Source organism: Pedobacter sp. SYSU D00535, from assembly GCF_017355855.1.
Classification (GTDB): domain Bacteria; phylum Bacteroidota; class Bacteroidia; order Sphingobacteriales; family Sphingobacteriaceae; genus Desertivirga.
This window is the reverse complement of sequence record NZ_JAFEWD010000003.1, coordinates 270850-292956: the sequence shown is the minus strand read 5'-3', so window position 1 is coordinate 292956 and position 22107 is coordinate 270850. Positions and strand designations below refer to the sequence as shown.

Here is a 22107-nt window from a genome sequence, read left to right as displayed (position 1 = left end):
TAGTTTTGTTTAGTTTTTGAAAGGCTTAATTCATTTATTATGCTTCAGCATTTCCCGCCTTCCGAATGATCTCATTTAATAATTCCTCAAACCCTGGTTTCGAGGAAAATATATCTCTTGACTGTATCACCTCTTTCAACTTACTCCTATAATCTAATTTTATTAAATCATTATCTTCTATATATTTCAGATAGGTTCGTAAATAGTCTAAAATCAATAATACATTTTTGCTAGTGACGGGAATATTTTTAAAAACCTCCGATATTTTGTCTCTTGATATCTTTCTTTCTAACAGTAGAATATGTAAACCTATCAAAACCTGTGATGGAACGGTTGGCGAGTATTCAGTGGAATATGAAACTCCCAATCCATCTTCACCAATTAAAACCGCCTTAATATGGCCTTCTAGTACCCCGCTGCTAATCTTTTTGTATGTATCCGTACCTTTAAACATGGTTATATATTCTGGAGTTATCATGCTTTTTATAACAGAGTGATTAAACTTATAAACCTGCCCTTATTTCTTCAATCTCCAGCTCTAGCGTTGTTCTGTTAAACCTCTCTGGATAGTTGGAATAATAAAGCTCGGATTTCAAAAAAGGGATCAGACGTAAATCCTTCCCATAGGCTAATCGAACAATAGGAGTGGACACTTCGCAAAGCAGTATATCGATGTCCGTTGCCCCTTCATAGGCTTTTGAAGAACCCATAATTGACCTATGAGAAAAAATAGCTCGGGCAATCGTCATCGCCAATTGGGTATCGAATACTTCCTGGTCCAAAAAATCTTCGCATATTTTAATAGCTCTCGCCAATTATCAAGCCTCTGTCTAGTGCTAAGTTCCAAAAAGTTCTTGATCCTGATTTGTAAGTCCATTAATGGTGCGGAATAAAATATATGTTTAGGGCTACCGTATACTTTTAAAAATCTCTGATAATGTCAGGCAGCTTTTCCTTTTAAGTGCCGACGATTAAATGAATATGATTTCCCATTAACACCCAAGTATAGATTTTTAATCCTTTGCACGCTGACAATAGCGCAAGCTATCCAACAGTTTCCCTGTACACCTCTTGGGCGAACATATCCACCCATTGATGCATGGTGCAGGTGATAAAGTACGGCCGTACTGATCCTTTATGGTATAAATTAGGCCCATCTTTGCCGGATTAGATGATCTATTGATGTTGTTAATTTAACTAAGATTTTTCTTTTATTAGGAAGAAATTAGCTTCAAGCTTGGCAAAGGATAACGCGGTTGCAAATCCCTTTTTATCAGTTAATTCGACATGCCATAGAAAACATGCCGACCAGATTTATCATTCAAACATCTCCTATTGTAAAATGACATTTTGAAAAGTTATCAAGAAGTCCTTGTGTATTTGCAGTAAGTCTCCAATTATAGCTTTGAGGTCTCCTTTAGAGGTACTAATCGGCAGCGAATACTCCAACTCTTCGCCGAAGTATTTGTCTAGTGAAGAAGCTATTCCGTCGAAACGATCCATAAAATACGTTTCGTCTCGAGTATCCTTTATATTTTAACACAAATTTCACTGCAAATAGTCCAATAGCCTCCCGGTGAACAAAACTCCGTTCTACGCTAACAAATCTAGGAGAGATTCCCTTATCTAAAAATATTTTCTCAACCTCTTCCTCGGTCGGTGCTGCCATGAACTCATAGTTACTATGATTAGTACATAATGCTTTATACCGATCTAAAAATCCTATTAAGTTTAGTACTTCAACAATTTTCTCTTTCATATCTTATGAAATTAAGGCTTAGTAAGATAAGGACTGTAATGAGGGGGCAGTATGTTCATTGTAATTTAATTCTTTCAACCAATTACACAGTTCGACACGAATCACACAGCTTAAATAAGTGAAATAATCTCTCTACCATTTTTAAAAGATATCCGCCTAAATGATCAGCCATCTCAACCAATCTAGCTAATTCTTCCTGTTTAAGCCTTCTCATATTAGCTATCTCCCAGTTTTCCTATTTGCTCCATTCAGGCACATGTACGAATATTCCTTTGGTACCCGCTATCTTATTATCGAGTAGTATTTCTGTGATTCTATTTTTCAGGACATATTCCATAAAGCTTGAAGGCATAAAAAAACACTCTCCATGAATGCTTTTCAGTTTAAATATAGGGACGTCCTTTTGGGGATGCGATATTTCAAACTCTAGCCCTTTTTTCTCTTCTAGGATTTCTCTCATAAAAAAGTGACAGTCACTATCAAAAGGTGTTCCCCCTTCTTTTCGTTGATATAAAACCGCTTTTTGCGAACTTTTGAAGAACAAATAGGATGCCTCCTTTCTAACAAAAAAAACACCCGCATGGTATTCCACGTCGACCTCCGTGTAGCAACGAAAGACCTTGTTTTCAATTAATTCTATCATAATTATTTATTAAACTCTCCGTCTGATGTTCCCCGCTCATAATCATGGCCAATTGTGAAGACCTTAGCTTAATAAAATCTAACACCTTGCTAGCGGAAGCTTGTAGCTCGTGCTTTTTACTCCAATTATGACTGTAGCAAAGCTCACTAATCTAAGCCGGGAGTTTTATATTCATTGTGATAGGCTCGATTTGCGGTCACTACTCAAGAATATTAGAAACCTACGTATTCAATACCTTAATTTCATAACTCGTGTCAAAAAACTCTACGCCCATCAAACCCGCATCTTCGATCTCGTTTTTTAATCTTTCCGACGCTAATTTATCTCCAGAAACACGATCCATACAAAAGTCAAACGGCTCTTTGCAGCAAAGAAGCTTCACTTTCAGTTCTTTATCCAGCTCCCTTCCATAATACCGCCTAACTTTCAAATATTCGTCATAGCTATAGATTCTCTCCATAATGTAATCTTCATTTTGCAGATAAAATACGGAATCTGGAAAAATTATGTTATGAACTGTATCTGGGGTAAATTGAAAGAACCAGTAATCTAACTTCTCTCCTTTGTATAAAAGTTTCGATTGGTAAAAATGGTAAGATCCAATAATCTTACACTTTTCTAATAACCTTTTAAATGGTTGTGAAATATACCAACCAGTCATAATACTACCTACTCCGCGCAACTGATGCAAGTCTTGTATGCACCATTCCCACTCCTTTTTTGGGCCAAACGATTTCAAATGAAAAAAATCAAATATAGGGGCGTCTTCAATTATCTCACCTTCTCCTATCCGGGCAAAGTAGTACTTTCCATTGGGCACAGCTTCACCGCTCACTCCGGGAATATCGCTCGGCAATCCCCTCTCCTTTCGTTCAAAATCTATTATCTTTTCTTCAATCTTAAAATATCTCATCATTCTCATGTAATTAGAAATTCGTAATATCGTCTACATTCTTCGTCCCTAGTAGCACGTCTTTTCTCAACCTTTGCTTAGTTTTATTAATCAGTTTTTCGATCATTTCAGAAGTATGATATTAACGATGAATGAACAGCCAGCCAGCACACATTTCTCACAAAAACCTAATTTTAAGTAATAAAGCGAAATCAATGATCTTGAATTTTTATACAACAGAACCGGGCAAATATCCTGAAAAAAAAGAAGAAGCCGGCGAAGATGAATTTATAGGTAATGGTTGGAGCGTAAAAAAAATAGACGAGCGTTTTTTTCTAACTTACCTATCTGGATCTTTACAGGGTGAACTTAAAACCATCGAAATTTCTGGGGGCGACTTTAAGTCTGCGAGAGAAGGATTGTTACAGCTGGAGGACTTTTGCATAAAGTATGGAGTCTACTAGAAAGAGATATTTTTTGCTAGTCCTTGCAAGCGCCCTGTGACCGCGCGTGAGTAACTGTTATTACTAACTGGAAGCAGAATATTAGCGATCAGAAACTGGTTGATCATAGCAATTGATCGCTTAGAATTGCAAATGCTGGCAAACGGATGCGCCAGCCAAAGAGGTAGCATTAATGACTTTAGCAAAAAATGTATAATATAAAAATAGAGAACTCTGGTGGAACACAGATAAGGATCGATGGAAAATTGTTTCATTTGCAATACCGGTTTCACAGCGCTATAGAATTTGATGAAGTAATTGTATTTCATTGTTATCCAATGACGGCAGACGGGGAGGAAATTAAAACTGGCTTCACACTTGAAGGAAGGAATTCTCTCTTTGGGGTCGATAAGATCACGGGGGCCTGCATTTGGGAGATGCCTGACGTGGAAGAAGTGTATCCAGAGCCTGTTAGTTCAAAGAAGGTCACCGACTTTGTTTCAAAAAAACATTTTGAAGCATATCTCCAGGCTTTTCAAGGAAGAAGCCTTATTTCGGTCTATAGCAGCGAGACCCGAAAGCTAGTCGACGCTATTTCGGGCCAAATATTAGGTAGTATGGAAGTGAGATAAGTATTTTGCTGTTCGGCATCCCCCTTGCTAGCGCCCGCCTGCCGAGTGTGGGTAACTTTTATTTTTAATGAAATAATATTACTTCTGAATATGACATTAACAATCAGGAACTGGTTGATAGTAGAAAATTAAATTCTAAAGAAGTTGCACAGGCGGCATGGGTGCGCTAGCCGAGAGACTGGAAGTATCTCATCCACAGATAAAATTTCAAATAAACGCTTTAGAAGACTTTGTAAAATAAAGATGGAACTTTCAATTGCTAAGGAAAAATACCGGTCTTTAAGGGACATAAAGACTAAGCTGTCGTACGAGAAATGGGTGGATTACATTGATAGAAATAGCGATTACTATGAATGGCTAGAAAATACTGAACGAGGTAAAGAACGATTAAAGAACATAGAGAAAATTCCAGAATCTTTTAGACTCGGAATTCTCCAGCAATTGAATAAAAGACAAGCATTTGCGCAATTTAACCCGAAGAAGGGATGGCATGAAATTGTCATTGATTTCCACATTGAGCTAGGTTTAATAAAGATAACTAATATGAAAAGGCTTAAGCAGCAACAATTAGGTAGATTGGTTGAGATGGCTGATTATTTAGGCGGATATCTTTTAAATAATGGAACAGAGATTATTTCACCTATTTAAGCCGTGTGACGCTCTTATTCTCTCCTGTTCGACCTGTTCCGCAGGGTATAGTCGAATTGGTCGATAACACGCCCCCCTAAAAATTACTCCTTCGCCTCTGTCAGAAAACCTTTCCTTACGCCGTCGATCGGCGCATCGATATACAGATATTCCTCTTCCTTTTCTACCACACCTGCCCGCACCGAATTCTGGTGTATGTAATTCAACTTCGAGTGGAAATTCGTTTGTCAAAATTGCTTCTGCATGGTAGCCTTCTTGGCAGAAGAAAATTTCCCCTTCCTTCTTCAACAGCCACAACGTCAACGATTTCTGCTTTCCTGAGTATTTGTTTCTATTTGTGCCCTGTCCGTAGCTTGTATCCCGGGTTCAAGCACAAGGGACTACGGATTGGCAAATAAAAGAGCGTTTCTAAACTCCTTAAGAAACCTGCTTTTACTGGCGCACGTGACTGGCAGTCATCACGCTACCCCTACTGCCCTCAAATCCCTTTATTGATCTCCTCCATCACTTCCGCGAATAATCTTACCGATTTGAGGCGATCTTCCAAGGTGTAAGTGGGAGAAACGATAATGAGCTCGTCGACTTTCGTGGCGTCCAGGAAAGACTGAATTTGTGTCTTGACTGTTTGTTTATTTCCTACGAAAGTATATTTCAGCATCTGATGCAAGCCCGGATGTCGCAACGCATCTTTCAAATCAGCGTCCATCTCTGCAGGAGGCTGCAGCGGTTGAGGCACTCCGGTAAATACCCCGATAAACATTTTAATCAGCGTAGTGAACAGCCGTTCTGCTTCCTCATCCGTGTCTGCCACGAAGACGTTGACGCCGGCTATCGTGTAGGGCTTGTCGAGAAACTCCGAAGGCTGAAATTCTTCGTGATAAATTTTTAGCGCGTTGAACAGGTGCGTAGATGCAAAGTGGCTGGCGAAAGCATATGGCAGTCCTTTTTTTGCCGCCAGATGCGCACTGTCGGTACTGGAGCCGAGGATATAAATGGGCACATCGGTTCCTTCTGCGATGGATGCCCTTACTTTTGAAAACTGGTTTTCTATGGAAAAGTACTCCTGGATCTTTTCTACTTCGCTTGGAAAAGCATGTGCTGCCTCCATAAAGTCGTAGCGGATGGCCTGCGCTGTTTGCGGATCAGTTCCCGGCGCTCTGCCAAGTCCCAGGTCTATCCTATCCGGGTACAGGTGAGCCAGGGTTCCGAACTGCTCTGCTACGATCAATGGCGAGTGGTTAGGTAGCATTACTCCACCAGAACCCACCCGGATCGTCTCCGTATTTTCCGCGACATAACCGATGAGCAACGAAGGAGCGCTGCTGCCGATATAACCGCTGTTATGATGCTCGGCGAACCAAAAACGTTTATAGTTCAGGCGTTCTGCCTCTTTAGCGAGCGCAAGCGAATTATTCAGCGTTTGTTTGATGGTACTGCCCTGCGGAACAAGGGCCAGTTCCAATATAGAATATGCGATATTTTGTTTTGCCATGTCTAGACGTGTGCTGATCAAAAGATCCCGAAAAACCTCCCGGGAACAGCACGCAGCAAAGGTAGCAGATGACGTGCCGGGATACATCATCTGTGCGTCAGAAGCAATTGGACCCGGGAACTCGAGTAATCTTTGACGGGATGCTGACGAAACTGACGGACTGACAGCCCCCTTGCTCACCTTCCGGCTACCTCCTCACGACCAACCGGCTATCTCATTCGGATCTTGTTGGTTGGATATGCACCAGGCGGCCTTACAGATAATGAGTCTCAGATACGAAGCATATAATGGGCAAAGAGCCAGTTGTAGGGAGGTGATCGAGCGGGAATAGGAGATATCCTGGTTTCAGCGGTTCCGGCTTAAAGCGCCCACCCTGACTAAACCCCATTTGTGATCCAACTATAAAAATCCGCCAACACTCTTCACCCTCAACTGTTTTATAGCCAACGGCTTCAAGCTTTCCACAGCTGCCCTACCGGTAAAGGGAGACCGCGGTGGAGGCTGACAAGCGGCCGCTCTTTTCATTCCAGTCTACCTCAATTGCTTTCATCATGAAACTGCTTTTAAAACTCCTCCTACCCCTGTTTGTATCGCATTCCGCTTCTTGCCAGAACCATGAGGAGCTACGAGAGAAGATGGTCCGCAGGCAGCTGGAAGGCCGGGGGATCAAACACGAGCCTACCCTCAAAGCCATGGGCAAGGTAGAACGACATCGCTTTATCCCCGTGGATTACCGGGATCAGGCTTACGAGGATACTCCCCTCCCCATCGGCTATGGCCAGACCATCTCACAACCCTATGTCGTTGCTACCATGACAGAGCTCATCCAGCCGCGACCCGGGTTCCGGGTGCTGGAGATCGGCGCCGGTTCCGGCTATCAGGCAGCGGTCCTGGCCGAGATAGTAGATTCTGTTTACACGATTGAGATTGTAAAAGAGCTGGGCGAGCGAAGCAGGAAGCTACTGAAGGAACTCGGCTACAACAACGTTCGATTGATCATTGGTGATGGCTATAAAGGATTGCCCGAGAAAGCCCCCTTCGATGCGATCCTCGTCACTGCCGCCCCTGAGGAAATTCCCCCGGCACTGATCGAACAGTTGAAAGAGGGAGGTAAAATGGTGATACCGGTGGGTCCGGCCCGCGATATCCAGTCGCTGAAACTGGTCGAAAAAAGAAATGGAAAACTGAAAAGCCGCGAAGTCTTTCCTGTCCGTTTTGTGCCTTTCACCCGGAAAAAGGATTAAGCGGATGGCATTCGTCCTTGCAGGGCCACCTTCCCTCCTCACAGAGTCACCTACGCGGAAGCCATAGCAAAGGAAGGGACGCTGCGTCTTCCTTAGATATTCAAAATCGCCCAGATTCTTAAGTTAAAAATAGACCCTGGCTGGCAGAAGTAACCCCAATGCAACAAGACATATTTAACGAAGGCAGCAGAACCGCAGAGTCCCTAAAGGAGACGCTGCGGGAAAGAGAAAAACCTGTGCCTGCCGGAATTAATATCTTTGCAACAAGACACTTTTAACGAAGGCAGTAGAACCCGCAGAGTCCCTAAAGGAGACGCTGCGGAAAATAAAGGGTCGCTGTGTCTTCTTTGGATTGTATCGTTCCAAATCTTGCTTCCTCGCAGAGTCACCTACGCGGAAGCCATAGCAAAGGAAGGGACTCTGCGTCTTCCTTGGATTGTATCGTTCTAAATCTTGCTTCCTCGCAGAGTCACCCGCACTGGAGCCATAGCGAAGGAAGGGACGCTGCGTCTTCCTTGGATATTTAAAATCGCCCCGATTCTCAAGATAAAAATAAAACCTCCCTGGCAGAAGTAATCTGATGCAACAAGACATATTTAACGAAGGCAGTAGAACCGCAGAGTCCCTAAAGGAGACGCTGCGGGAAAGAGAAAAACCTGTGCCTGCCGGAATTAATATCTTTGCAACAAGACACATTTAACGAAGGCAGTAGAACCCGCAGAGTCCCTAAAGGAGACGCTGCGGAAAAGAGAAAAACCTGTGCCTGCCGGAATTGATATCTTTGCAACAAGACATATTTAACGAAGGCAGTAGAACCCGCAGAGTCCCTAAAGGAGACGTTGCGGAAAATAAGGGACGCTGCGTCTTCCTTGGATTGTATCGTTCTAAATCTTTGCTTCCTCGCAGAGTCTCCTATGTAGAAGCGCCTGGCTGAAGTAAATCTGATGCAACAAGACATATCTAACGAAGGCAGTAGAGCCGCAGAGTACCTAAAGGAGACGCTACGGAAAATAAAAGCGAAGGCTTTAGCTAGAAGAGAGCTCGCTTACACCGATAAACGCTCTTTAACCATAACCCCTTCCTGCAGGATGAAAGCGGCATTTGTATGAAACAGGTTAATTTATCAGTTTAGCGGAGGAGGACAACGATCCTGCTAGCCAGCAAGATGGCACCAACTCATAAGGTTCATTGGAATTCCTCCACAAAATTCATAGCTTGGCGTAAAAATAAACCTGTTCGCCCAAGGCTTTGAAGCGCAAGGCGTTTTTTAAACCGAAGGATAAATTACAAACCAAATGCCTGTTAGTCGTACCTGGATGAACTGCAAACTATTCCTTGCGCCCCTTCATGTAAGAAACTAACTACATTGCTAACAATAAACTCGTAACCAACACCAATAAATTAAGGGCATGACCATGAAAAAGATCTTCTACTTCATCCTGCTTATAGCCGGTGCTTTATGTACAACAGATACTATTGCTCAATCAGCGGCAGCACCTCAAAAGTTCAGACAGAATCCCGATCTAAAAAAGGTCGGAACTACCCCTGCAAAAGTCAGAAGCATAGATTCACTGCTGCAGTCGTTCGTGGATCAGAAAAAAGTGCCCTGTGTAGTAGGTTTTGTAGCAAAAGGGGGCAACGTGGTTTATAAGAAAGCTTTTGGCTGGAAGGATCTGGAAAACAAAGTGCCCGCTACGGTAGATGATTATTACATCATGTTTTCGCAGACGAAAGCAGTAACCAGCGTCGCCTTCATGACACTTGTAGAAAAGGGACTGGTAAAAGTAGATGACCCGGTTGCTAAATACTTCCCCGAAATCTCTGATAAGGTCGTGACAGCGGTTCATCCTGATGGAACGTACGACACCCGTCCTGTTTCACGGCCAATGACCTTTGCACACCTGCTATCGCACTCCTCAGGTTTAGGTGCGGGCTTAGTGGGGAAGATCCGTCAGATAGAACGGCAGAAGGCAGATTCTACCCGGAAAGCCTCGGGTGAAGCAACTGCTAGTACTCCTGACGGCCAACGCACGGGAGGCACCGGATCTGCCCGATATCTGAAAGATGAAATGCTGGCACTGGCCAAGTACCCGCTCGGGTTCGATCCTGGCTCCGAGTGGAATTATCATGTGAGTACCAATATGCTGGCCTATATGATTGAGCGAATTTCAGGCAAGCCCCTACGTGAATATGTCAAAGAGACTATTCTGGTTCCGCTGGGCATGAACGACACCGACTGGTACTTCGAGCCCGAAAAGCTGAGCCGCTTCGTAAAGGTGTATAGTGCGGTGAATGGAAACCTGGAGCCTGCCCCGAATAGGTTCAGCGAGGCAACTATCAGTAAAAATCAGACCTATGCCGAAGGAGCTATCGGACTTAATGGACCGATCGACGATTATGCAAAGTTCTGCCAGATGCTCTTGAATAAAGGGACTTTTAATGGCAAGAGAATTTTAAAGCCCGAAACCATTGACCAGATGACCAAGATCAACCAGCTGCCTGAGAAGAATTCGGGAGGCAAGGGATTCCAGTTCGGACTCGGATTTGAGCTTTATAATGCGGAGAAAAAGCCGACACCGGAGGTTTCAAATTCGGCCTTTGCCTGGGGCGGACTATACGGTACAGAATACATCATCGATCCCGAAAACGACCTGATAGCTCTATTCTATATCAACATGGCCAGAAAGGAAACATTAGTGCCGAAGTTTTTGAGCAAGGCGTATCAGTTGTTCAGGTAGCCGCGGGTCAATGAGACTCGCTACAGGGTAATCAGCGAAATGGGCGGGCGGCAAGAGCTAAGGAAGGCTACAAAACCGGAGCTTCCAACCAGAGATTCTACGCGAATTCAGCGGATTCTTCTAAAATCCACTATCTTTGCCGCTCATTTTAATTTCCTGATTTCGTGATTAATGTAAATAATATTTCGGTTTCTTTTGGCGGAACCACGCTGTTTAGTGATGTAACCTTTCCGATTAACGAGAACGATAAAATAGCGCTGATGGGTAAGAACGGTGCGGGCAAGTCGACCATCTTAAAGATAATTGCCGGTGCTGCGAAACCTACAACCGGTAGTGTTACCGGGCCAAAGGATGCCGTGATTGCCTACCTGCCCCAGCATCTGCTGACGCAGGACAATGTGACCGTATTTGAAGAAGCTTCCAAAGCTTTTCAGGAGGCACAACAACTGCATAAGGAAATGGAGGAGCTGAATGAACAACTCACCATCCGTACCGACTATGAAAGCGACGATTACATGAAGTTGATTGAGCGGGTATCGGAGCTGAGTGAGAAGATCTATTCGGTAGAAGAGATTAATTACGATGCGGAAGTAGAGAAAGTATTAAAGGGTCTAGGCTTCCAACGAAAAGACTTCACCCGCCCCACCTCTGAGTTTTCCGGTGGATGGCGCATGCGGATTGAACTGGCAAAGATCCTATTAAAGAAGCCGGATCTGATCCTGCTGGATGAGCCGACGAACCACATGGATATTGAGAGTATTCAATGGTTAGAGGATTTCCTGGTGAATTCGGCCAAGGCGGTGATGGTGATCTCCCACGACCGGGCCTTTGTGGATAACATTACGAATCGTACGATCGAGGTCACTATGGGCCGGATCTACGACTATAAAGCGAAATACAGTCACTACCTGCAGCTGCGTGCCGAGCGCCGCGTGCATCAGTTGAAGGCCTACGAAGAACAACAACGCTTCATTGCGGACAACCAGGAATTCATCGATCGCTTCAGAGGTACCTACTCCAAAACGCTGCAGGTGCAGTCGCGCGTAAAAATGCTCGAAAAGCTGGAGATCATTCAGATCGATGAAGTCGATACCTCGGCCTTGCGTTTGAAGTTTCCTCCCTCACCGCGTTCCGGCCAATATCCGGTGATCGTCGAAGAGCTAAGCAAATCCTACGGCGACCATGTGGTATTCGAAAAGGCCTCGATGGTGATTGAGCGGGGAGAAAAAGTGGCCTTCGTCGGAAAAAACGGAGAGGGTAAGTCGACCATGATCAAAGCCATTATGGGCGAGATTGAGTATGAAGGAAGTCTAAAAATCGGGCACAACGCCAAGATCGGCTATTTCGCGCAGAACCAGGCTGCCCTGCTGGACGAAAACTTGACGGTATTTGAGACCATCGACCAGATCCCTTTAAGCGATGGAACCGTAAAGATCAAAGACCTTTTAGGTGCTTTCATGTTTAGCGGCGACGATATTACCAAAAAAGTAAAAGTACTTTCCGGGGGTGAGAAAACCCGTCTGGCGATGATCAAACTATTATTAGAACCAGTCAACCTACTGATCCTCGATGAGCCGACGAACCATTTGGACATGAAGACCAAGGACATTATCAAGGAGGCGCTGCAGGATTTTGATGGTACGCTGATCCTGGTATCTCACGACCGTGATTTCTTAGACGGACTGGTTAAAAAGGTGTTCGAATTTGGCAATAAACGCGTTCGCGAGCATTTTGAAGATATCAAAGGTTTCCTTGCCTACAAGAAAATGACGAGCTTAAAGGAGATTGAGCAGGGGTAGGAAAAAAGGCTATAGGGAAAACGTGGGTGGAGTGAAAAGTCGGTCTTAGGGGGACCCTAGGACCAGAAGCAGCGGCCCCTAATGCAAGAAGGGTATCAACCCTGGCTTGAAACGTAGCCGGGGATGATACCCTGTAAAAAAGTCTTCGTGAGTTCTATTTAAGATTACTCGCGGTGCTTGTCTTTTCCAAAATGGTATATTTCTTAGTTTGAGTGAAGGTCTTACCATACATATCCGTTGCTTTAACTTCAATCGTATGTTCACCCGGTTTCAAATTGGTAGGAACTGCAGCTCTCCATAAATGCTTGCACTCCGCAGCATTACTTGGACGCCGTCCCGATAACAGTGTCTCGGTATGATCCCATTTGTGCAGTACGTCTAAGAAGGAAGGGTCGCTTTCAGGCATATACACCATCTTTTTCCAGGTACCATCGTCGATTCTGAATTCAACCTTATCGTTTTCTGAACCCATAAAGAAATTTGCATAGATGCCGGCTGATGTTCTCGCTTTGTGCTCCACAACTTTTGGTGCCGATAGCTCGATCTGGTAGGCCTTCGGCTTACCTGCCGCCTTATAGTCGACGTCATATTGATTTCCCTTAAAGTTGATGAAGGCATACCCTTTCGGAGTGCCATCGCTCATGGTCGATACTGGAATCCCCTGCTCATTCAGTTCGCCTGAATACCAGTTGCCCGAGGTAGTACCGACATTGTAATGATGGTGAGCCTTCTCCTGTTTCCAGCCGTCTTTTTTATGAAAGAAAATCTGCTTTTGGTTGTGGGTATGGGCCGACAAGGACAAAGTATTGGGGAAATCCGCCAGTAATTCAAACAGTTTAATTCTGTCGGCCTCCCTGAACGCCTCATTATTACCAGCCTGGTCGATTGGAATGTGGAATGCGATCACTATCAGCTTGTCCTTAGGAACAAACTTCAGATCGTTGGCAACAAACTCCAGTTGATCTTCCCGAAGGCCTCCCCAGTAGGATTTGCCATCCCTTGGATCCGGGTACAAGATGTCGTCCAATACGATAAAGTGAACGTTGCCATAGTTAAAGGCATAATTAGCAGGGCCGAAATGAGCTTCATAGGATTCATCTGAATATTTATCCTCTTTCACGTCAAAGTTGACATCGTGATTTCCCAGCAGGTTGTACCAGGGAATTCCGACTTTCTTCACCGCCTTGATATATGGCATGAACAGATCCGGGTCGTTTCCTACGAGATCCCCCATGCTTAGGCCAAAAGCTACATTTTTAATTCCCGCAACTTCAGCGACTATTCCTCTGTCGAAATAATCCACTTCCTGCAGGGTGTAGGGTTGCGGATCGCCAAAGATCAGGGCGGTAAAGTTAGGATCTTCTTTTGCAGGGCTAAGGGCGAAGTCGATGGAGGCTGGTAATTTGCCGGTCGGTGCTACCCCCTTATATTTCAGCGCAGGCGAACCTGCGGGTTTATGGTTATAGAAAAACTGGGGAAGCTGATTTTCATCCACCCGCACCTTGTATCCCGAGGGTTTGATCACCGAGATGATCTGATCCTCACTTACCGGAAGCTCATAATATCCTTTTTTATCTGATAGAACCACTTCCTTTCCGTTTGTAACTGCCACTCCAGAAATGCCTGCTTCCGACTTCTCACGTTTTCCGTTTCCGTTTTTGTCTGTATAAATATATCCTTTGGCAGTTTCTTGGGCATACGCGCCATAACTCAATAGCATGCCTGCTATAATCACATTAAGTGCTTTCATAAAATTCTTGTGTGTCTCCCCGGTTAGATCACGCTTCCGACAGTGGAAAGTTCTCTAACCATTTTTCAATTATGCTGCGAAGGTCACAAGCACACGTTAAGACGAGGTTAGCTCATTGTTATATTGTTGGTAAAACTTAACGTTTGGATGAGCACGAAAAACGCAGCTTTGGAAAGATCGGATTGTAAATCCTGCGATAGGAGCTTCGGAATTACAAATTCCGAAGAGCAAAGGTTCGCCAGCTGAGGACAGCGCTATTCAACCATCTACTAAATTCAATTGCTGTTTTCAATTACCCCCCTCTCCACATCCTTCCTCGCAGAGTCACCGATGCGGAAGCCATAGCAAAGGAAGGGACGCTGCGTCTTCCTTAGATATTCCAAATCGCCCCAGATTCTTCCTTAGATATTCCAAATTGCCCCAGGTTCTTACGTTAAAAATAAAACCTATACCTGTCAGAAGTAATATTGAGGCAACAAGACATATTTAACGAAGGCTGTAGAAAGACCTATTTAACGAAGGAAGTAGAACCGCAGAGTCCCTAAAGGAGACTCTGCGGAGAATAAAGGAAGACCAATCAGCCGAGCCAGTTTTTCCAAATTGCCTAAAAACTGGATCCCTTGCAAGCGAGCGCAGGGCCGCATCTTTGAAGCAACGAAAAAAGAAATACTATGGCAAAGACAATTTTTTACCACGCAGGATGTCCGGTTTGTGTTAGTGCAGAACACGACATCTTACAACTACTCGAGGCAGGCAATGTAGAAATAGTCCATCTTGGCGAAGACAACAGCCGTGTTGAAGAGGCGGAAGCAAAAGGAGTAAAGTCGGTTCCGGCATTAATAACTCCTAATGGAAATGTGCTGCACATCAATTTCGGTGCTAACCTAAGCGATCTGAAAAGTTAATGAAAGTAGCAGTATACGACACTTACGTGCAGCGAAAGGATCAAAAGCTGATGCATTTTGATATCCTTGTCCCCGACAGCCTGTCGGATCAGGAGCTGATCTACAGCTACGGCAAAGCCTTCCTGAACAGTAAAGGCATCGATCATGAAGCCTTCGAAACCTCCAGGTGCAAGTTCTGTCACGTGGAGGAGGTACCGGCCAACATCCGGGCTGAGATAGGATCAAAAGGGCATTACATCGTTGAGCTGGAGAATTGTAACTAGGAATTAAGGGTTGACTTGCTCAGCCCTTAAATTACCTCTGCAATTTTTTTGATTCCCTCTTCCAGCTCTGCGGCGTTTAGGGAGGCATACCCTAAGCGAAGCGCATTCAAGGACATGCGTTCAAACGAGAAGTTTTCGCTGGGAATGACCGAAACGCCTCGTCTTAGCAGCTCTTGTTGTAAATGCAAGGTACTTTTCTCCTCCTTAAAACGAAGCCAGTAGGCCAGGCCTCCCTGCGGAGCGTGAAAATCGCATTTGACTTTCAGGTGTTTATGAAGCAGTTGCTCCATCAGCAGGAAACGTTCGTGGTAAATCGCCAGTGCTTCCCGCGCATGCCTGCTCACTTCCCCGTCCTGCATCAGCTCTGCCAGGGCCTGCTCCAAGGTTACATCTCCCTGCCGGTCAACCATCAGCCTATATGCCGCTACAGCCTCTATAAAATCTTCCGGACCTACCACATAGCCTACCCGTAACGAGGGGGCTATTAATTTACTCACCGAACCAATATAGATTACATTATGACTGTTGCTATAACTTTTCAATGGCAAGTTGCGGTTAGCTGCATAATGATACTCGTGATCGTAGTCGTCTTCAATAATGGCAAATCCAAAGCGATTGGAAAGACTTACTAAAGCTTCTCTCCGCTCTTTGCTCATCGCCACGGTAGTGGGAAACTGATGATGAGGTGTGGTATATACCGCCTTGATCGGAAGTTGCTTACATAAGTCCTCCAGTTTATCCACCTGCATTCCCTGACCGTCCACCGCGACGGGCAGGATGCGTGCACCGCATGCTTTAAGGATATCCCAGAATGGAGAATAGCCCGGATCTTCCACCGCCACGCAGTCGCCCGCCTTTAACAAGACCTTTGCGGTAAGATACAAGGCCATCTGACTGCCACGCGTGACGCAGATTTGTAATTCATTAAGAGATAAGGCCCGGTCGTGCGTGAGCATATTGCAAAGGGCCAGCCTTAAGGATTCGTCGCCCCGCTCATGGCCGTAACCCAGCATTCGCCAGCGTCCTTTCCGCTGTATAATTCGCCGGTAGGCATTGCCTAATTCCTGTATGGGTGCTAAACGCACATCTGGTAATCCATCATTGAAAACGATCGTACTCGTTTCTGCATGTGGGAGAAGGCGCAAGGATGAGGGTGGGGTATTCAGCGTGTAGGTATACTTGTTCGCAGCAGGAACAGGGTCAGTCTCCGGAATGCTTTTCCCGGAGGATACGAATGTTCCCTTTTTGGCTACTGTTTCCAGCCAGCCCCGGATGGTCAGATCTTCGAAAGCCATCACAATCACTTTCCGGCTTACCCCCAGTTCCTGTGCAAGGATCCGGGTGCCCGGTAAGGCAGTCGCCGGCTTTAACCTGCCCTTCCGTATTTCTTCGATGATTCCGTTGGCTATCTGGGTATGTAGTGGAGTAACGCATTCAAAGTTTAAGTGAATGAAGGTTTTCCAGGGTCTGAGCATGTCGCGAATTTAAGGATTGTTGGCTTATTACGGGAGTCCATGCTGCGACGCAAAACAGAACTTACTGGTGAGGACAACAGCAAGGGAAGAGCATTACCCTGTTTCGCCTGACACTGCCTCGCCACACTAGAGGGGTATGTTTAAAAATACTAACTAGTGGGTATTGAGAAGGCCCAATCCTTATTAATATTTTTGTTCTTTTGCCGGCGTCCTAAATGCCTGGCTTTATTGATGAGCAAACTTTACATATGAAATATAATTTTACTTACCTTTTAGGATTTGTAATCCTTTTAATGTTCTTCCCCATCCTTAGTTGCAAAAAGGATAAAAAAAATGCAGAGATAGAGCTTGTTACTTTAAGCACTGGTGACGGATCATTCGCGCCGTTTGAGCTGGTGCAACTTGATCTGCCGGACATCACGACCGAAAACGCCGAAACCAACACCGAGATCAATGGAAAAAGTGTGAAGGTTTCGATTTTGAACAATCAAGCTATTTTTGTTGTTCCTGACCTTGCTCCCGGCTCGTATACCCTAAAATTCACAGCGGCTGAAAGGACCTTTACCGCCGCCTTAAAGGTGATAGCGGCTCCATCAATAGCGCAGCCGGCACAGTATGCAGAACGTGTGGAGGAGAGCATCGACAGTTCAATTTTAAGTCTGCAGCAGTATGCGAACCATGCAGAACTGAGTACAGAAGCTAAAAGTGCTGCTAGGGCCGACGCTCAGCTGTATTCACAACTGCTATCAACCTATAAACAGCAATACGAGCAATTGACCGCAGAACAAAAACAGGAGTTTGCAAGGGTGATTGCTGCTAACCTCGACTGGATCACGGAAATAAGATCTTCTCTTTCGGCCACTAACACCAAAGACTATTTACGCCTGTCCCGTCAGCCCTCTACCTTATCGACAGTAGCGGATTTTGAACAGGCGCAAAGAGATGCTATCTCTAATTGGTTACGCTCTACCCGTGTTTTGTTAAGGAACATCACCAAGCTTGCGGCCCTTCTTTATGCGATGCCGGTTACAGGAGCCATTCCTATTGTCGGAACCCTCGCAACTGGAATTGCAGTGGGATACATGTTCACGGAAGTAATGAGTTCTTTAAGTCAGAACATGACCTTAATGGGAGTGGTTGTAGAAACAGCATTCCTGCCCTATCAAAACCTCTCACTCGGCGATTTTACCAGCGACGTATATAATAATGCGCAGGAAAAAGTATATACCGCGAAAGCAAGCTTCCGTAAACTGATGACAGGCGACGAGTCGGGTGCAGAAGCTGGGGAAACACTGCAGCAGTTTCTAACTAACTATACGAACTTTAAAACGTCTATAGGAAGCCTTATACAAAAGCTTCCTAACAGGTTTAAACCCAGCGTTTGGATCGCCGACTTCAAAACTGGTGTTCAGGCAGTGACCCGTAACGTCAACAGCAAGTATATTTCAATCAGTAATATATCCAATTCCGCCGTTCAGCTTACTGCCACTAAACTGACAGACGGCTCTGTAAAACTTGTCGCTCGTACAAGTGCCACCACAGATCAGGACTTCAGCTATGATGTCACTTACAGCAACCCGGCAACTTCTTCCAAGGAGCTTAAGAAAACTGTTACGGCAAAAGTAAAAGCAGAAGTTGATTCTTCCTCTATTTATGCAGCAGCGGCAGCAGGCACATGGATAAATACCTGGCCAGAAGGGCAGGTGGATGAAATCCAGTTAAATGCAGGAGGAACGGGCCAGCGGACGCATTACACGATGCCTAACGGCGGTCGTCAATCCATCCCCATAGGTGACTCGAGAAATATTGTGACCTGGCGCGTATATAAGTCGGAAAACCGTTACTATTTGTCTGTGGGATACGTGAACTTGAACGTAAATATAGGTGGTCTTATCAGTAACTATCCTAATATGGTAGTGATTGGCCGTCCACGGATAGGTGATCCTACCTATACCACGACGCTAAGAAAATAGAGAGGACCGCGAGTAACTAAGGCATATCGAGCTGAAAACCTGGAACCGCTATTGTTTTTACAGCAGATTCTAAATCAGGCCGACTTCTGTCGGCCTGATTCGTATTTTTTCTACTGTCTCTTCTGCGCGACTTTGGCGCAAGTGTGAAGCGCTGCCAGCGCGGGCGGTACTTGTGCCTCCTTGTAGTAAGTCTTAGCGAGGCGAAGATCAGGCAGCGCGATCCTGCTTAAGGCGAAAGCAGGTGAACTGCCGCCTTTTCCAATATCCGATCAATCCCAGCTTCTGCATCCGCGGGGGTATTCTTCACTGGAATATCAGGATATAGTCCGGTGTTTTGAAAGTCACGCCCGGAAGGCAGCATGAGTTGTGAATTCGATACCCGAAGCAGCCATCCATTTGGCAACTCCCTTACTAATGGTATTGCACTACCGCCACCTGTAGTATCGCCCACCAGCGTTACATTAGGCAATACATCAGCTTGTAGCACAAACCATTCGGTAGCGCTATAAGTATGTCTGTTGGTGAGGATTGCAACAGGTTTATTCATATGAAACCCGTTCTCATCCGGAGACACGAAGACATCGATCCAGTCACTAAAATCGTTATGCGCTGGCCCGTTCCGGACTCTGTACTTACCGGCATAGCGCTTTGAGTCTGCAAGTCGGCTTGCAATGATTTTACTGTTCGAAATTTTACCACCGAAATTTGATCGCACGTCTATAATCAGCGCCCGGGTCTGATCTAAAAGATGAAGGACAGAATCGATTTCTTCGAACCGATGCTTATCTCCCTCAAAGGTTTTGATTCTAATGTAGCCGATATTGGAGTTCTTCAGTTTGCCGTAGTCAAATATCCGACCAGGATAATAGTATTCAAAATAGGGTTCACTCCCGGGAGCGATCTGATTTACCTGATATTTCTCAAAGTATTCGGTATTACCCCCTATTCCTTTGTGAGTGAATATATTGGTGTGCGCATCTTGCAGCAGGTTGGTAGTTTGGGCAAGTAATTTGAACAAGCTGTCTTTAGACAATCCCGGCTTGATCCTGCCCCTGTAGGCTGAATACACCGAATCCCAATTCAGCTTGTTTTGCCCGAAGAATGAATAGTGTCTGTCTACTTCTTTCCAGTAGGTATCGAAAATATATTCCGCATCATCGCCCCTGTTCTCAAACAGATCCTTTTTACAGCCGGCAATGAATACCACTAAAATAACCAAGTAAAAGTTGCTCTTCATCGCTAGAATGTTTTACCTACTCCTACCAGATACGAAAATCGCAGATATTTATACTCGCTATCAGCCGAGTATCGGCGATAGGTTGCGGCATACTCCGCCATCACTCCAAAGCCGCGTGAAATTTCATACTTGTAAACAGCTGCAAAAAAGGTGTTTTTGTATTCTTTAAGACCATACACCTTCCAATTCATTTTACTGTCCAAACCGGTTTGTTTCACATAGTTCTCGTCGGGGCGCGCTGCATAATGCAAGAGCGAGTGCCCGGCTTTGAAAGTCAGATCATTTTTTTGCAGGCTTAAATTGATCAATAAAGCAGGAGAAAAGCTAAGAGCAGAAATAGCATAGGATTTCCGAAACTCATCAGAGTCGCCATACAGCAAGCTTTTATAATCTTGCCTTTGCAGGGTAAGATGAGAACTGCTCTGAATGCCAATATAGGCCTGTAGATAATTCCCCGGCCTCGCTATTTCACGAAAGTATTCAAGTGCAAGTTCTGTGTCCCGATGTTGAATGTAGTTATAGGCATAGTAATTATCCGTCAGATCGACAGGTTCCAATCTCGCGGCCTGGTAGTGCAGGTTTAGTGTGATAAAATTTTTGCTTTTGACATACCAAGCATACAGATTGATAGGCACTGCATTTCCTGCATAGTTATGATAGTTTAAGAGCTGGTCGTGTGTTGTTTGCTGTATAAAGCCGGTTCGAACATAAAGGCTCATCGTATTTTGCGCCCCCTGTTGAGCATAGCTATGTATTCTACAGCTAAAAAGGACAAAAACGATCAGGGAAAGCACTTTCATTTCAATCGAAAATAGGCAAAAACCTCCCCGAAGGGAGGTTAATGACAATACCAGCATCAAAGTTTGTTAATTAATACGTTGGCCAGCCACCGGAAAAGTATAGGTCGCTTATCAGCATCTTCGGCGTGCCATTATCATTCGCGTCGTAGGCATGACGTATCATGATATTATTTCTGTAAACATCCTGTCCACCTGGTCCTCTCCACTGTGTATTCCCGGCGTCTAACACGGTAGCTGCGCCATTTAGCATAGAACCGCCATTTCTATCGGTATAAGGGCCGGTAATACTGGTTGATCGTCCGTACGCGATCTTGTAGGTACTGCTGGTACCCTGGCAGCAACGGTCAATGGACACAAACAAATAATAATAGCTTCCATTCTTTACGATACAGGGAGCCTCAATTCCTCCGCTTCTTCTGGCTATAGCCCGTACTGAGCCAGTAGGTTTCATGGTCGTACCATTCAATTCAACAATTTGGATTCCATCGAAAAATGATCCGAAGGTCATCCAAACTCTTCCGTCTGAATTCACAAATACGTCGGGATCGATTGCGTTGTAAGCTGTATTTGATCCTGATGAAATCACCAGGCCATCGTCGCGCCAGTCGCCGTTTTGAATACTTGTGCAAGAAGTAAGACCGATGGCAGAATTTTTAGAACCAAAGGAAGATACCGAATAATACAGCCAGTATCTGCCGTTGCGATAAATAATATCCGGTGCCCAGATATCATTGGTGGTCATATTAGGAGCATATGTCTTCCACCACGAGAGTGCGCTCGGGAATCGTTGAACTCCCTGAGTCCAGTTTCGGCCATCAGATGAATATTTCACCCCGATGCCTTGTCCTGTTGAAAAAGACCACCAGGTTGACCCTGCTTGTATAAGAGTAGGGTCATGAGTAACGGTATTGCCTGAGAGGCCCCAATGAGCAGCTGAGGCTTCATTTACCTGCGCAGCGTCTTTTGAAATGTTGTCGTTTTTAGAACATGAAACGGCCGACAGCAGTCCCAGAAATGCGAAGGTTTTGAATAGTTTTTTCATAATTTTAAGTTAATAACTGGTTAATTGGTATTGATTAGCTGGTATTGATTTAGTTCGGTATTGGTTAGTTGGTTTTTTTAAATAAACTTTCACAGGTTTAAATACATTAGACAGCTCGAGCCCTTTTTTACCAAAAGTTTTTATGGTTTTTTTTCAATAAATCGCCTCAGTAAGAAACACTTAAGCATTGTTCTGATAGGGTGAGTACTTGTATGGTAGGCTAACAAGGGTTCCGCTTTACTACCCGACAATACTGATGAGAGTAATACCGAAAGTATCCACCTCCGCCTATCGGCACCTCCGCCAGCGGAGGACAGCATTGCTCAACACTGTGCTAATTATTCGATACCTATCACTCCAACTGGTTGTAGC

General features: G+C 44.8%; 20 protein-coding genes. 9 read left to right on the top strand and 11 right to left on the bottom strand.

Features of this window, described 5'->3' with window-relative positions; translation table 11 throughout:
• Positions 1-37: 37 nt before the first annotated feature.
• The 4 genes from J4N23_RS09280 to J4N23_RS09265 all read right to left on the bottom strand — a co-directional run bounded on the left by J4N23_RS09280 (position 38) and on the right by J4N23_RS09265 (position 3315).
• Positions 38-478 (bottom strand): hypothetical protein, encoded by a 441-nt coding sequence (locus tag J4N23_RS09280; RefSeq protein WP_207426686.1) that lies wholly within the window; start codon positions 476-478, stop codon positions 38-40.
• A 25-nt stretch (positions 479-503) separates the two neighbouring features.
• Positions 504-782, bottom strand: coding sequence for a hypothetical protein (locus J4N23_RS09275; RefSeq protein ID WP_207426685.1), 279 nt, complete (start codon positions 780-782; stop codon positions 504-506).
• A gap of 1212 nt (positions 783-1994) precedes the next feature.
• Positions 1995-2402, bottom strand: a complete 408-nt coding sequence (locus J4N23_RS09270; protein ID WP_207426684.1) for a hypothetical protein — start codon at positions 2400-2402, stop codon at positions 1995-1997.
• Positions 2403-2622: 220 nt separating this feature from the next.
• Positions 2623-3315, bottom strand: a complete 693-nt coding sequence (locus tag J4N23_RS09265) for a hypothetical protein (protein ID WP_207426683.1) — start codon at positions 3313-3315, stop codon at positions 2623-2625.
• A 194-nt stretch (positions 3316-3509) separates the two neighbouring features.
• Here J4N23_RS09265 and J4N23_RS09260 point away from each other — a divergent pair, with 194 nt between their 5' ends.
• The 3 genes from J4N23_RS09260 to J4N23_RS09250 all read left to right on the top strand — a co-directional run bounded on the left by J4N23_RS09260 (position 3510) and on the right by J4N23_RS09250 (position 5017).
• Positions 3510-3758, top strand: coding sequence for a hypothetical protein (locus tag J4N23_RS09260; protein ID WP_207426682.1), 249 nt, complete (start codon positions 3510-3512; stop codon positions 3756-3758).
• A gap of 188 nt (positions 3759-3946) precedes the next feature.
• Positions 3947-4369, top strand: a complete 423-nt coding sequence (locus tag J4N23_RS09255; protein ID WP_207426681.1) for a hypothetical protein — start codon at positions 3947-3949, stop codon at positions 4367-4369.
• A 243-nt stretch (positions 4370-4612) separates the two neighbouring features.
• Positions 4613-5017: a hypothetical protein gene (locus J4N23_RS09250; protein ID WP_207426680.1), complete on the top strand. Its 405-nt coding sequence runs from the start codon at positions 4613-4615 to the stop codon at positions 5015-5017.
• Positions 5018-5100: 83 nt separating this feature from the next.
• On the opposite strand, the gene J4N23_RS21085 is transcribed toward J4N23_RS09250, so the two are convergent.
• Together J4N23_RS21085 and J4N23_RS09245 are read right to left on the bottom strand one after the other, a co-directional pair.
• The gene (locus J4N23_RS21085) at positions 5101-5223 is read right to left on the bottom strand and encodes a hypothetical protein (RefSeq protein ID WP_255534794.1); all 123 of its coding nucleotides are present in this window, start codon (positions 5221-5223) and stop codon (positions 5101-5103) included.
• 272 nt (positions 5224-5495) lie between these two features.
• Positions 5496-6509 carry an LLM class flavin-dependent oxidoreductase gene (locus tag J4N23_RS09245; RefSeq protein WP_207426679.1) on the bottom strand — a complete coding sequence of 338 codons (1014 nt, stop codon included), beginning with the start codon at positions 6507-6509 and terminating at the stop codon, positions 5496-5498.
• Positions 6510-7060: 551 nt separating this feature from the next.
• Between J4N23_RS09245 and J4N23_RS09240 the strand changes: the two genes are divergently transcribed.
• From J4N23_RS09240 to J4N23_RS09230, 3 genes are all read left to right on the top strand, one after another.
• On the top strand, positions 7061-7753 hold the full coding sequence (locus J4N23_RS09240; RefSeq protein WP_207426678.1) for a protein-L-isoaspartate(D-aspartate) O-methyltransferase: 693 nt from the start codon (positions 7061-7063) through the stop codon (positions 7751-7753).
• Positions 7754-9168: 1415 nt separating this feature from the next.
• Positions 9169-10491, top strand: coding sequence for a serine hydrolase (locus J4N23_RS09235; RefSeq protein WP_207426677.1), 1323 nt, complete (start codon positions 9169-9171; stop codon positions 10489-10491).
• Positions 10492-10655: 164 nt separating this feature from the next.
• On the top strand, positions 10656-12290 hold the full coding sequence (locus tag J4N23_RS09230; RefSeq protein ID WP_207426676.1) for an ABC-F family ATP-binding cassette domain-containing protein: 1635 nt from the start codon (positions 10656-10658) through the stop codon (positions 12288-12290).
• 154 nt (positions 12291-12444) lie between these two features.
• Here the strand turns inward: J4N23_RS09230 and J4N23_RS09225 are convergent, their stop codons facing one another.
• Positions 12445-14040 carry a calcineurin-like phosphoesterase family protein gene (locus J4N23_RS09225; RefSeq protein ID WP_207426675.1) on the bottom strand — a complete coding sequence of 532 codons (1596 nt, stop codon included), beginning with the start codon at positions 14038-14040 and terminating at the stop codon, positions 12445-12447.
• A gap of 671 nt (positions 14041-14711) precedes the next feature.
• Between J4N23_RS09225 and J4N23_RS09220 the strand changes: the two genes are divergently transcribed.
• Both J4N23_RS09220 and J4N23_RS09215 read left to right on the top strand, forming a co-directional pair.
• Complete coding sequence (locus J4N23_RS09220; protein ID WP_207426674.1) at positions 14712-14945, top strand: thioredoxin family protein; 234 nt, start codon at positions 14712-14714, stop codon at positions 14943-14945.
• Positions 14945-15208 carry a DUF2024 family protein gene (locus J4N23_RS09215; protein ID WP_207426673.1) on the top strand — a complete coding sequence of 88 codons (264 nt, stop codon included), beginning with the start codon at positions 14945-14947 and terminating at the stop codon, positions 15206-15208. Before J4N23_RS09220 ends, J4N23_RS09215 begins: the two co-directional genes overlap by 1 nt.
• 26 nt (positions 15209-15234) lie before the next feature.
• On the opposite strand, the gene J4N23_RS09210 is transcribed toward J4N23_RS09215, so the two are convergent.
• Positions 15235-16683: a PLP-dependent aminotransferase family protein gene (locus J4N23_RS09210; protein WP_207426672.1), complete on the bottom strand. Its 1449-nt coding sequence runs from the start codon at positions 16681-16683 to the stop codon at positions 15235-15237.
• Positions 16684-16931: 248 nt separating this feature from the next.
• Here J4N23_RS09210 and J4N23_RS09205 point away from each other — a divergent pair, with 248 nt between their 5' ends.
• Positions 16932-18656: a hypothetical protein gene (locus tag J4N23_RS09205; protein WP_207426671.1), complete on the top strand. Its 1725-nt coding sequence runs from the start codon at positions 16932-16934 to the stop codon at positions 18654-18656.
• A 226-nt stretch (positions 18657-18882) separates the two neighbouring features.
• Here J4N23_RS09205 and J4N23_RS09200 read toward each other — a convergent pair whose 3' ends face one another.
• The 3 genes from J4N23_RS09200 to J4N23_RS09190 all read right to left on the bottom strand — a co-directional run bounded on the left by J4N23_RS09200 (position 18883) and on the right by J4N23_RS09190 (position 21735).
• The gene (locus tag J4N23_RS09200; RefSeq protein ID WP_207426670.1) at positions 18883-19893 is read right to left on the bottom strand and encodes a S41 family peptidase; all 1011 of its coding nucleotides are present in this window, start codon (positions 19891-19893) and stop codon (positions 18883-18885) included.
• 2 nt (positions 19894-19895) lie between these two features.
• Positions 19896-20693, bottom strand: coding sequence for a hypothetical protein (locus J4N23_RS09195; protein WP_207426669.1), 798 nt, complete (start codon positions 20691-20693; stop codon positions 19896-19898).
• Between the two features lie 70 nt (positions 20694-20763).
• Complete coding sequence (locus J4N23_RS09190; protein ID WP_207426668.1) at positions 20764-21735, bottom strand: glycoside hydrolase family 43 protein; 972 nt, start codon at positions 21733-21735, stop codon at positions 20764-20766.
• Positions 21736-22107 lie beyond the last annotated feature (372 nt).

Coding starts and splice junctions, on each gene's coding strand:
- J4N23_RS09280 (WP_207426686.1), bottom strand. CDS start 478: ATGATAACTCCAGAATATATAACCATGTTTAAAGGTACGGATACATAC.
- J4N23_RS09270 (WP_207426684.1), bottom strand. CDS start 2,402: ATGATAGAATTAATTGAAAACAAGGTCTTTCGTTGCTACACGGAGGTC.
- J4N23_RS09265 (WP_207426683.1), bottom strand. CDS start 3,315: ATGAGATATTTTAAGATTGAAGAAAAGATAATAGATTTTGAACGAAAG.
- J4N23_RS09260 (WP_207426682.1), top strand. CDS start 3,510: ATGATCTTGAATTTTTATACAACAGAACCGGGCAAATATCCTGAAAAA.
- J4N23_RS09255 (WP_207426681.1), top strand. CDS start 3,947: ATGTATAATATAAAAATAGAGAACTCTGGTGGAACACAGATAAGGATC.
- J4N23_RS09250 (WP_207426680.1), top strand. CDS start 4,613: ATGGAACTTTCAATTGCTAAGGAAAAATACCGGTCTTTAAGGGACATA.
- J4N23_RS09245 (WP_207426679.1), bottom strand. CDS start 6,509: ATGGCAAAACAAAATATCGCATATTCTATATTGGAACTGGCCCTTGTT.
- J4N23_RS09240 (WP_207426678.1), top strand. CDS start 7,061: ATGAAACTGCTTTTAAAACTCCTCCTACCCCTGTTTGTATCGCATTCC.
- J4N23_RS09235 (WP_207426677.1), top strand. CDS start 9,169: ATGAAAAAGATCTTCTACTTCATCCTGCTTATAGCCGGTGCTTTATGT.
- J4N23_RS09225 (WP_207426675.1), bottom strand. CDS start 14,040: ATGAAAGCACTTAATGTGATTATAGCAGGCATGCTATTGAGTTATGGC.
- J4N23_RS09220 (WP_207426674.1), top strand. CDS start 14,712: ATGGCAAAGACAATTTTTTACCACGCAGGATGTCCGGTTTGTGTTAGT.
- J4N23_RS09215 (WP_207426673.1), top strand. CDS start 14,945: ATGAAAGTAGCAGTATACGACACTTACGTGCAGCGAAAGGATCAAAAG.
- J4N23_RS09210 (WP_207426672.1), bottom strand. CDS start 16,683: ATGCTCAGACCCTGGAAAACCTTCATTCACTTAAACTTTGAATGCGTT.
- J4N23_RS09205 (WP_207426671.1), top strand. CDS start 16,932: ATGAAATATAATTTTACTTACCTTTTAGGATTTGTAATCCTTTTAATG.
- J4N23_RS09200 (WP_207426670.1), bottom strand. CDS start 19,893: ATGAAGAGCAACTTTTACTTGGTTATTTTAGTGGTATTCATTGCCGGC.
- J4N23_RS09195 (WP_207426669.1), bottom strand. CDS start 20,693: ATGAAAGTGCTTTCCCTGATCGTTTTTGTCCTTTTTAGCTGTAGAATA.
- J4N23_RS09190 (WP_207426668.1), bottom strand. CDS start 21,735: ATGAAAAAACTATTCAAAACCTTCGCATTTCTGGGACTGCTGTCGGCC.